The sequence below is a fragment of the Candidatus Burkholderia verschuerenii genome (genome assembly GCF_001189365.1).
Classification (GTDB): domain Bacteria; phylum Pseudomonadota; class Gammaproteobacteria; order Burkholderiales; family Burkholderiaceae; genus Caballeronia; species Caballeronia verschuerenii.
In genome coordinates this window covers 16,337-27,267 of the sequence record NZ_LFJJ01000067.1, presented here as the reverse complement: position 1 = coordinate 27,267, position 10,931 = coordinate 16,337, and the positions used below count along the sequence as shown (strand labels likewise).

The following is a 10,931-nucleotide window of genomic DNA, read 5'->3' as shown; positions in this document are numbered from 1 at the left end:
GTTTCGCTCCACGCTTCCTCCCCACGGTCGGTCGCCCTTCCGCAGTTGCGCTTCACTTCGCTCGCTGTGGTCAACTTGCCGCGCGACTTGCACCCGCAAGAGTGCGCCCATGCTGGGCGCACAAAAACGCCGCGCTTGAGGCGCGGCGTTTTTATCTAAGCGATACGGCGACGAGCCTCAGCCCGGCTTGCGCTCCGACACGCTCTCGCGATGCGCGTCGTACGAAGGCGCGCTCGACTCGCCCGGCAGCGACGAGCCCTGCGCGGTCGCGAGGAAGCTCTCGACCGACGGGCCGATCGCATCGGTGAAGGTCTTGGGACGCACACCGATGGCAAGCACGAGCACGGCCATCGCGCCGAGCACGACGAACTCGCGCTTGCCGATATTCTTCAGGCCGGCCACGCGCGCGTTTTCGCGCGCGTTTTTTTTGACCGCGCCGAACATCACGCGCTTGTACATCCACAGCGTATAGGCCGCGCTCAGAATCAGCGACAACGCCGCCGTCGCGCCGATCCAGAAGTTGAAGCGGATCATGCCCGTCAGCACCAGAAACTCGCCGACGAAACCCAAGGTGCCCGGCAGGCCGACGTTTGCCATCGAGAACAGCATCGCGTAGGTGGCGAAGCGCGGCATGGTGTTGGCGACGCCGCCGAAGGCATCGATCGAGCCTTCGCGGGTGCGGTCGAACAGCACGCCGGTACACAGCAGCATCGCGCCGGACACGATGCCGTACGACAGCATCTGCACCACCGCGCCTTCCGTGCCCAGACGGTCGAACGTGAACAGGCCGAGCGTCACCAGACCCATGTGCGCGACCGCCGAATACGCGAGCAGCTTGCGCATGTCGGTCTGCGCGAGCGCGACCAGACTGCCGTAGATCACCGCGACGAGCGACAGCGCGATCATCGCCGGAGCAAAGAAGTGCGATGCGTCCGGCACGATGGGCAGCACGTAACGGATCATGCCGTAGCCGCCGATCTTCAGCATGCCGAGCAGCACGGCCGCGCCCGTCGGGCCTTCGGCGTTGACGTCGGGCAGCCAGGTGTGGACCGGGAACATCGGCACCTTCACCGAGAAGGCGGCGATAAAGCACAGGAAGATCGCGATTTGCGGCGCGAAGCCGAGCTTGAGATCGCGCCACGCGGCGATATCGAAGGTATGCGATTGCGCCCAGAGATAGATCATCGCGAGCGAGCCGAGCAGCGAGAAGAAGAAGTAGCGGATGGCCGCATAGACGCGACGCTCGCCGCCGCCCCACGTACCGATCAGCAGATACAGCGGAATCAGCGAGGCTTCGAAGAACACGAAGAACAGCATGCCGTCGAGCGACGTGAACACGCCCTGCATGCAACCCGACAGCACGAGAAACGCGCCGTAGTATTGCGCGACTTGTTTGGTCACCGACTTCCACGACGCGATGAAGACGATCAGCGTCGTCACCGCCGTCAGCACCGTGAACCACAGCGAAATGCCATCGACGCCCAGGTGATACGAGATGCCGAACTGCGGCAGCCAGTCCACGCGCTCGACGAACTGCATCGCGCTCGAGCCTTCATCGAATTGCTGGATAAGTTGCACGGCCGGCAGCAGGCCGAGGATCGCGCCGAACACCGCGACCGCGCGCGAGAGCTTCGCGGAAGGGGCGAAGGTCATCACGAAAATGCCCGACACCACTGGAATCCAGATGAGAAAGCTGAGAACTGACGGCAGGCGCATATGCTTGGCTTGTCGAGCCCACAGCACGGCCGACACGCTCGAGGCGCGTATGTCGGAACTGCGCGGGTGACTATCGAATGAAAGGCGGGACGACTGCGTTGGGTGGTCCTGGTCACGGAACGCAACCCAAAGTTACAAGACGTCTTTATAAGGGTTAAACAGAATAACTCAAAGAAAAATATTTGGGGACGTTGCGATGTATCAAATTTATTGCGAATTGTGGCGTTGACAAATTCAGCCGTTGACGTTCTCGCGCGGCCCCAAACCTGCTACGGAGGCTTACAACGTTGCAAATTTTCGTGAATTTGCGGGCTTGCCCTGATTTCACGCGAAGTTGCAGACAATTAGCCTAGAGGTAAGGAGACAAGCATGAAAAAGGTATTCAATGCCGTCGTGTTCGCACTACTCACTTACCTCGTCGCCGACCGGGCGATGCTGCACGCCCAGGGCCGCGACGCCGACACGGGTTACTGCACCCAGACGGCCGCGCAGGTCGAGTTCGACGCGCTGAGCAAGGGCTTCAGCCATGCCGCCGCCAATAGTCAGGGGCAGGCCTTCCGCTCGCAATGCCTCGTGATGTGCCGCATCCGGCCGGATATGGCGATGGCATCGCGCTAACGCGCTGCCTCGCCAGATCGACATCCCTTTCCGGACCGATGCCCACGGGCATCGCGTCATATGCGCGCACGTACTGGACAAACGTCAGCAATCCAGCGAAGCCGCGATACTACCAGCTATAGATTACGGTTGCTTGACTGGATGAACCGGTTCGTCCACATTTTTTGCATTTGTCCGACCCGCGCAAGTCGATCCCGGCGTCGTTGTTAGAATCGACGGGCCTTCGCTTCCCGGTCCGATCATGAACGCCCGAATATTCGACCCGATTCGCGTCGCCGCGCTCGCCGGCATCGTCGTCTGCGCGAACCCATCGGCCTTTGCCGATGACGACACGACGCAAACCATCGTCATGGTTCGACATGGCGAAAAACCCGTCGACGGGCTCGGACAGTTGACTTGTCAGGGGCTCAATCGCGCGCTCGCACTGCCGCGCGTGATCGAAAGCAAATACGGCCGCCCCGTCGCGATCTTCGCGCCCGATCCCGCCAAGAAGAAGAACGATCGCGGCACGAAATACGACTACGTGCGCCCGCTCGCGACCATCGAGCTGACCGCCATCTACTTCGGCTTGCCGGTCGATGCCTCCATCGGCTTCAAACAGGACGATCAGCTGATCGACGCGCTGCTGTCATCGCGTTACCGGAACGGCGTCGTGGTGGTCGCGTGGGAGCATGCGGTGGTCGAAGCGGTGGCGAAAAGCATCGTCAAGCGCTATGGCGGCGATGCGTCGAGCGTGCCGCGCTGGGAAAGCCCGGACTACGACAGCATCTACGTGGTGCGCATCGCGCGGCACGCGGGCAAGACGACCGCGACGTTTCAGGCCGATCGTGAAGGACTGGACGGCCAGCCCGCCGCGTGTCCGGGACATTGATCGACGTTCGTCGTTTGTTTACAGATGCATGAACGCGAACACCGACAGCACGATGCCCGCCGCGCCCATCGCGCCGGCGAGCACGAAAAGCTTGCGGTTGTTCGTGAGCGAAGTGATCGCCGCGAGCGAAATCGCCACGCTCAGCAGCGCCAGCGCCTGACCGAACAGATGCTGCGGATGCTCCTTCGTCTCCGAGCGATGATTCGCCTCCTCGACCTGCTTCTCCAGATCGTGCGTCTTCGCGGCGATCTCCTTCTTGCGCGTCTCGTACTTGGCGATCTGATCGCGATAGAACGGCTGACGTTCGGCGGGCGCGAGCTCGGCGGCCAGTTCCATCAAGTGGCCCTTGCTCGACTGCGCCTGATAGTAGCTCCATTGATCGCTCGCCTTGCTTTGCAGCAGCACGGCGTCGTTCTTGAAAATGAGGGCTTGCGTCTGCAGGACGCCCTCTTCGTAATGCAGCAGCCCGGACAGAGCCGCGAGAATCGCGGTGAACACCGCGACCCAGCGCGACAAGGAATCGCCCGCGTGCGCGGCGTGTTCGACCATATGATCGTGAGGAGCGTGATCGTGAGACATGCGTTCTGGTTTCAGCGGACGGATGCCGCAGGGTTGGCAACGCGCTCGATCTTATCTCAATAAAATGCGGCCGACGGCGCGATCCGCATGGTTTCGGTTACGCTGAGTCCTTTGCGCGACGAGCGCCCTTGCCTCGAGTGCCATGAATTCATCACAGGAAGATTACGCCCTGAATCTCGACATGATGACCGCCGACGAAGCGGCCGCCTGTCTGCCCGCCACCGTCGCGGCCCGATTGCACGGCACCGATATCGCCGTGTTCCGCGTCCCCGACGATGCTTCCGACACCGCCGTATGCAGCGAGCGCTACGGCATCGATCTGGAGGATTGCGCGAACACCATCGTCGTGCGCTATAAAAAAGGCGGCGAAGAGCGCTATACGGCGATCGTCACGCTCGGTTCGCGCCGGCTCGACGTCAACGGCGCGCTCAAGCGCGAGCTCGCCGCGCAACGCATTTCGTTCGCCTCGCGCGAGATCGCGACGGAGTTGTCGGGCATGGAGTACGGCGGCATCACCGCGTTCGGCTTGCCTGATTCGTGCGCGGTGCTCGTGGAAGCTGCGGTGATGGAGCGCGGGCGCATCGTGATGGGTGCGGGCATCCGCGAGGCGAAGCTGTTGATGTCGCCGCAGCGTCTGCTGGCCTTGCCGAATGTCAGCGTCGCCGCGCTCGCCACCTGAACGCGGACACATCATGGCGAAACTTAATCTCTCTGGGCGCATCCTGTTTCTTTGCGCGGATCCGGACACGATCGAACGGCAACTCGCGGGCGAGGATCTCACGGTCGATCGCGCAGGCGCATTGCGCGACGACGTCTCGACCGACGAAATCACGCCGATGAGCCTGCTCACGCGCTTCGACGAACGGCTTAGACGCGTGCCCTATCTTGGCTTGCGCGCGGGCGAACGCACGCCGCTTCGCATCGACAGCGTGCGTGCGGGCAATTTCTGCGTGACCGTCGCGGGCAATCGTTATGGCAAGGGTTCGTCGCGCGAGCATAGTCCGGTGGCGGAATATCGCGCGGGCATTCGGCTGGTGATCGCGAAGAGCTTCGAGCGCATTTATCGGCAGAACGCGGACAATCTCGGGCTGTTCACGTCGACGGATTTCGGTTTGATCGAACGCATTCAGCGCGGCGAGGCGATCGATATCGAGGAACTGGTCGCCTCGCGCGATCAGCTCGCGGCGGCGATTCTGCGTAACGGCGGCCTGCTGCAATACGGCGCGCGGCATATGCGCGATATCTCCGTGCAGCCGCATGCCGACGACGGCGCGCCGCGCACGCTGGCGCAGAAGATCATCGAGCGGCACGCGTTGCGCACCGACGCAACCGGCGATTCGCTCGCCGCCGGCACGGGCATCTTCGTGCGCGCGGACTGGCGCTTTATCCACGAGTACTACACCGGCATGGCGACGCACATGCTGCACGCGACTTTCGGCAAGCCGCTCGCGTTGCATGACCCGGCGACGATCCTCGCCTTCGAGGACCATCTCTCTTACTCGCACAAAAGCGAGCTGCATGTGCGCGATGGCCTGTTGCCCGATGTGCGCGAGCTGTCGGCGGCGCATCGCGCGTTCGCGAAGGATTACGGCATCGTCGATCACGGCTATCTGAACGAACTCGGCGATGCCGCCGCCGAAGGCTCCGAAGGCATCTCGCACGCGATGATGGCCGAACGTTACGCGCTGCCGGGACAAGTCGTCGTCGGCACGGATTCGCATACGCCGCATAGCGGCGCGCTCGGCTGTCTCGCGTTCGGCGTGGGCACGACCGATATGTCGAACGCGTTCGTCACGGGCGCGGTGCGCATGACGGTGCCGCAGACGCTGCGCATCGAATTCGACGGCAACATCGCGGCAGGCGTCACGGCGAAGGATCTCGTGTTGCATCTCTTGGCCGAGAAGAATATTCGCGCAAGATCGGGCGTCGGCAAGGTCTTCGAATTCGCGGGTTCGGCGATCGCCCAACTGAGCACCGACGAACGCACCACACTCACCAACATGACGGCGGAACTCGGCGGCTTCACGGGCATCGTCGCGCCAGACACGGAGACCGTGCGCTTCCTGAAGGAACGGCGGCGGCATCGACTTCGCGATCGAGCCGTGGATGACGAGCGATCCCGGCGCGCCCTACGCCGATGTGATCAGGATCGATTGCACGCGCATCACGTCGATGCTCGCCGCGCCCGGCGATCCGGGCAACGGCGTGCCGCTCGACGATCTGGAAGCGCGTCCGCAGATCGATATCGCGTATGGCGGATCGTGCACGGCCGGCAAGCGCGAGGACTTCGATCACTATCACGATGTGCTCGCGTGGGCGGCCGAACGCGGCTTGCGCGTGCCGTCGCATGTGCGGCTCTATCTCCAGTTCGGCACCTCCGATGTGCGCGATTACTGCGTGCGGCAAGGCTATATCGATGCGTTCGAGAAGGTCGGCGCGATCTTGCTACAACCGTCGTGCGGCGCACGCGCGAATTGCGGACCGGGTGCATCGACGGAAAAGGCGCAGGTCACCATCAGCGCGATCAATCGCAATTTCCCGGGCCGCTCGGGTCCGGGCAGCGTGTGGCTCGCGAGTCCGCCGACGGTTGCGGCCAACGCGCTGGCGGGTGAAATCGCGTCGTTCGCGAAGTTGAAGGCGCGGCATACCTAGTCGTTCCTTCCTGTCGCACGACAGCCACATCACATCTTTCTTACTCTCGCCACTTATTACCGCGTGTGAGATTTGCACGACCGCGCCCTCACACGCGCGTTCTCGCTTTACGCCCTGAAATACATGCACTTTTCGCATCGCGCATCGCATGCGCGGCGTCACATTCCCGCAATAAACCGTAACCCTTGCAACACCCCGCGCTAACCGATAGCGCGAATCGTCGTGATCTAATCCGCCGTCCGATGCGCGTCGACCGATCGATCGGACAGCCGGCTCCTGCGGCGTGCTTGCGAGCGCGCCGCGCCTGCTGAACCAACTTGCTATCCTGGAGAAACACCTTGAAGAAATCCCTCCTTGCGCTGACCGTGCTCGGCACCGTCGCGGGCGCGGCTCACGCGCAAAGCAGCGTGACGCTTTACGGCCTGATCGACGCGGGCCTCACTTACACGAACAATCGGGCGGCGCTCACAACGTGCAGGCATCGAGCGGCGCGGTCAACGGCAGTCGTTGGGGCCTGCGCGGCGCGGAAGATCTCGGCGGCGGCCTGAAGGCGATCTTCACGTTGGAAAACGGCTTCAACATCACAAACGGCAAACTCGGCCAGAACAGCCGCGAGTTCGGCCGTCAGGCGTATGTGGGCCTGTCGAGCGATCGCGCCGGCACGATGACGCTCGGCCGTCAGTACGATTCGGTCATCGACTATCTCGGCCCGCTCGCGCTCACCGGCACCTCGTTCGGCGGCACGCAAGCGGCGCATCCGTTCGATAACAACAACCTCGACAACTCCTTCCGCATCAGCAACTCGGTCAAGTACCAGAGCCTGAACTACGGCGGCTTCAAGTTCGGTGGCCTGTACGGCTTCTCGAACGATGCGGGCGGTTTCGCGACCAATCGCGCCTACAGCGTCGGCGCGTCGTACAACTACGGCCCGTTGAACTTCGCGGCGAGCTATCTGCAATTGAACAACGCCGGCGCGACGCTCAATTCGAGCGGCGCGGTGAGCGACGACGCGACCTTCACGGTGAGCCGTCAGCGCACCTTCGGCGCGGGCGTCACCTACGCGTTCGGCACGGGACAGGCGGGCTTCGTCTTCACGCAGACGCGACTCGACGGCGCGACGGGCATCGGCGCATCGGCATCGGGCACGACGAACGGCATCACGCTGAACGGCGGCAGCGCGCGCTTCACCAACTACGAAGTGAACGGCCGCTACAACCTGACGCCGGCGTGGTCGCTGTCGGGCGCGTACACCTTCACCGATGGCCGTCTGGAAGGCGCGGACCCGAAGTGGAATCAGTTCACGCTGCAAACCGCTTACGCGCTGTCCAAGCGTACCGATGTCTATCTGCAAGGCGTGTATCAGCATGTCAGCGATACGGGCGACTCCGGCATCACGGCCGCGATCAACGGTCTGTCGGCATCGTCGTCAAACAGTCAGGTGTCGGCGACGGTCGGCCTGCGTCATCGCTTCTAAGCTTCACTCAGCTTAAGACTCCGTGAGCCAAGGCGGGCGCATCGCGCGAGAGGCGATGCGTCCGCCGTTTTCTTTGTATCGAACCCCGGCGCGAACCCTGATGAAACCGACCATCGATCGTACGGACAGTCTCGTGCGCATCCGCGAACTGAATCTCGCGTATCTGCTGCTGGCGCAGCGTCTGCTCGACGAAGACCGCATCGCGGCCATGTACCGGCTCGATCTCTCCGAGACCACGGCGGACATCATCGCCGCGCTGACGCCCGCGCAAACCCAGCGCGTCGCGCTATCGACCGAACTCATCTGGCAATTGCGGCTCGATCATCCGGTGACGCTTTCCGCGCTGATCGACGGCGATCGACAATCGTCCTTGCCGCATCTGCATGCGGCCATCGTTCTCGGGGATGCGTCATGCAAGCGCGCGCCCTGAACGCAACCGATGCGCGAGTTTCGTGACGCGGCGCGTCGGCGGGCAAGGGCGTCATCGCCGAAGTGCGCGAAATCGCGCTGGCCGAACATCTGATCCGGCTCGGCGCGCGTCTGCAATTGCTCGAAGCCGAAACGCATCTGTCACGCGACCGGCTCATCAAGCTCTACAAGGAAGTCAAAGGCGTGTCGCCGCCGCGCGGCATGTTGCCCTTCTCGCCCGACTGGTTCATGAACGCGCGGCCGAATATTCATTCGTCGCTGTTTCATTCGATCTATCGGCACGTCGGCGCGCATATCGCCGCCAACGAAGAACGCTCGACGCTGCGTTCGCTGATGAAGAGCTACGAGCTGTATCTGGAGACCGTGACCATGCATGGCGAAGAGCCCGTGCTGTCGTTCACGCGCGCGTGGACCTTGCCGCGCTTCTTCGATTCGGGCGTGCTGACGCTGAACGCTTGCGCGTGTTGCGGCGGACGCTTCATCGCGCATGCGGACGCGCAGCAAACCGGCTTTGTCTGCGGGCTGTGCAAGACCGCGTAAGAATCGGAAAGGCGACGCATGCTCAAGCGTGCATCGATCGCGCCGTTATTTCAGACCTGGCGTGACGCGTCCCTAACCACGAGGCTTCCGATGCAGATCAGCGGTTCGAGCTCTTCCACTCCTTACATCGCGAGCGCGGATGCGCCCGACAAACGCGCCGTCGCCGACGATACGAGCGCGGCATCAACGACGACGACAGCGGCCGACGAACCATCGTCGGTGAAATCGTTCGCCTATGGCGCGCTCGGACTCGAACGCCCCGACACGCCCGAAACCGACACCAATCAGTTCTATACCGCAGGCAAGTGGCTCGGCGCGGCGGTCACGGTCGGCGGCATCATTTCATTGTTCGTTTGATGCGTCGCGCGTGGGGCGTAACAATCGCTAATAGCTGGAAAGAACTGCGCGACCTCTTGCCGTTCTCGATGCTTTGATCGCGCATCGCGTGCGCGAAGATGACGATCGTCCGCTCTATCGTCACTCAGCCAAGTCATGCTCGTTCGATTCAACCAGAGGTTCGCTAAAGGTATTGCGCGAGGCGTCGCGCTCGCGGCGTGCGGCGCGTTGTCGGGCTGCACCTGGACGCTCATCACCGCCGCCGATGCCGCCGGTTCGCTGGTGCAAGCGGGCATGACGGTCGCATCGAATTATTCGTCGCCGACCTTTGTGACGGGCCCGCCCGCCGCGCTGCAATCCGTCTGCATCGAATTAAACCGACCATATCCGCAGGCGATTTCGTGCCCGCCCTGCAACTGGCGCTGCAACAGCGCGGCGTGAGTTCGATGGTCTACAGCCCCGGCACCTCGCCGCCCGGCTGCGAAGCGCTGCTGGTCTATTCCGCGACGACGAGCTGGGACACGCGCGCGTTCAGCAACGATCCCATCGCCTATCTTTCCGCGATCGATCTCACGCTCATGCGGCAAGGACAAGTGGTCGTCACGGCGCGCTATGAAACGCACGGGCTGAACGTCGACCGGTTTTCGAGTTCGCGTCAGAAGGTGACGTCGCTGGTCGACAAAATGGTAGTTGCGCGCGGACTTTGACTTTGCTTTCAGGCCCTTTCCGCAGGCCTTGCACGCACCGTAGCGATGTTATTCTGCACTCGACCTTTGAAGAGGTCCCTCGTTTTCGGCTCGGCCATTCACCCTTGGCCGAGCTGACTTTTTGCTTCGTTCAGGCGACGAGCTTCGCGCGAAGCATATCGATATCCGACTGAGCGAGCGATAATCCCTTGCTCAAATAATCGTTAAGGGTTACGAATTTATTTTGCATCTCGTCGAATGCGGCTTCGATGGTCGCGCTCTGCGCCTGATACAGCGGCGCGATCGTCTGCGATGTCACGCCGGCTCGCGCCGCATGCGCCGACACACGCGCGGCGATCTGCGCCTGCGCCGCGACATTGGTCGCGAGATAGTCCTGGATGATCACGTCGAGCGGCATATCGGCGATGGCGAGCAGCAACGCCGCCGCCCAGCCGGTGCGATCCTTGCCCGTCGCGCCGTGCACGACCTGCGGCCCCGCCACGCGCGCGACACGCGTCAGCAGCGCGCCGAACTGCGCGCGCGCCACGGCATCGCCGATCATCTGACGCTGGCGCTGGATCATCCATGCGCTCGCGGCGTCGGCATCGCGCGGTGCGGCCAGCGCGGCATCGATAGGCGCGATGGCGTGCGTATCGCGCGTGACGCCATCGGGCAAAGTATCGGCGGCGAGCGTGACTTCGGTTGGCGTGCGCAGATCGTGCACGGCGGACAGTGACAGACGTTGCAGCGCGACGAGATCGCTTGCATCGGCGGTCAGCGCGCCGGAGCGATAGATCACGCCGCGCCGCAAGCGACGTCCATCGGCAGTCGGATAGCCGTCGCCCATGCCCGCCATGTCGCGAAAGTTTTCGACATTGGCGAGACGCGGCGTTTCCGGCACGCTGTCGGTTTCGTTCGAGCCGCCGCATGCGGACAGCAGGCTTGCGCCGATGCCCGACAGCACGACAACATGCGCACTGCCGCGCAGAAAGATACGGCGAGAAAGGGATGGCAGAGTCGGTGTCATCGT

General features: G+C 63.0%; 9 protein-coding genes and 3 pseudogenes. 9 read left to right on the top strand and 3 right to left on the bottom strand.

From position 1 onward, the window contains the following. Positions 1–177: 177 nt before the first annotated feature. Complete coding sequence (locus tag BVER_RS13855; RefSeq protein WP_050453809.1) at positions 178–1,716, bottom strand: complex I subunit 4 family protein; 1,539 nt, start codon at positions 1,714–1,716, stop codon at positions 178–180. A gap of 369 nt (positions 1,717–2,085) precedes the next feature. On the opposite strand from BVER_RS13855, the gene BVER_RS13850 reads away from it, so the two are divergent. After that, on the top strand, positions 2,086–2,334 hold the full coding sequence (locus tag BVER_RS13850; RefSeq protein WP_050453808.1) for a hypothetical protein: 249 nt from the start codon (positions 2,086–2,088) through the stop codon (positions 2,332–2,334). Between the two features lie 241 nt (positions 2,335–2,575). Beyond that, positions 2,576–3,205 carry a histidine phosphatase family protein gene (locus BVER_RS13845; protein ID WP_050453807.1) on the top strand — a complete coding sequence of 210 codons (630 nt, stop codon included), beginning with the start codon at positions 2,576–2,578 and terminating at the stop codon, positions 3,203–3,205. Between the two features lie 18 nt (positions 3,206–3,223). Here BVER_RS13845 and BVER_RS13840 read toward each other — a convergent pair whose 3' ends face one another. After that, the gene (locus tag BVER_RS13840; RefSeq protein ID WP_050453806.1) at positions 3,224–3,784 is read right to left on the bottom strand and encodes a DUF4337 domain-containing protein; all 561 of its coding nucleotides are present in this window, start codon (positions 3,782–3,784) and stop codon (positions 3,224–3,226) included. 142 nt (positions 3,785–3,926) lie between these two features. Here BVER_RS13840 and BVER_RS13835 point away from each other — a divergent pair, with 142 nt between their 5' ends. From BVER_RS13835 to BVER_RS13805, 7 genes and pseudogenes are all read left to right on the top strand, one after another. Continuing rightward, positions 3,927–4,463, top strand: a complete 537-nt coding sequence (locus tag BVER_RS13835; protein WP_050453805.1) for a YbaK/EbsC family protein — start codon at positions 3,927–3,929, stop codon at positions 4,461–4,463. Between the two features lie 13 nt (positions 4,464–4,476). Further along, positions 4,477–6,436, top strand: a pseudogene (locus BVER_RS13830) (aconitase family protein). A gap of 338 nt (positions 6,437–6,774) precedes the next feature. After that, positions 6,775–7,910: pseudogene (locus BVER_RS13825) on the top strand (porin). 100 nt (positions 7,911–8,010) lie between these two features. Beyond that, positions 8,011–8,340: a flagellar transcriptional regulator FlhD gene (locus BVER_RS13820; protein WP_050453804.1), complete on the top strand. Its 330-nt coding sequence runs from the start codon at positions 8,011–8,013 to the stop codon at positions 8,338–8,340. A gap of 62 nt (positions 8,341–8,402) precedes the next feature. Beyond that, on the top strand, positions 8,403–8,879 hold the full coding sequence (locus BVER_RS13815; protein WP_232316540.1) for a FlhC family transcriptional regulator: 477 nt from the start codon (positions 8,403–8,405) through the stop codon (positions 8,877–8,879). 90 nt (positions 8,880–8,969) lie between these two features. Further along, a complete protein-coding gene (locus BVER_RS13810; protein ID WP_050453810.1) occupies positions 8,970–9,236 on the top strand; it encodes a hypothetical protein in 267 nt (88 codons plus the stop codon). A gap of 135 nt (positions 9,237–9,371) precedes the next feature. Further along, positions 9,372–9,922: pseudogene (locus BVER_RS13805) on the top strand (hypothetical protein). A 130-nt stretch (positions 9,923–10,052) separates the two neighbouring features. On the opposite strand, the gene BVER_RS13800 reads toward BVER_RS13805, so the two are convergent. After that, complete coding sequence (locus BVER_RS13800; RefSeq protein WP_157056065.1) at positions 10,053–10,928, bottom strand: tyrosine-protein phosphatase; 876 nt, start codon at positions 10,926–10,928, stop codon at positions 10,053–10,055. Between the last annotated feature and the right edge of the window lie 3 nt (positions 10,929–10,931).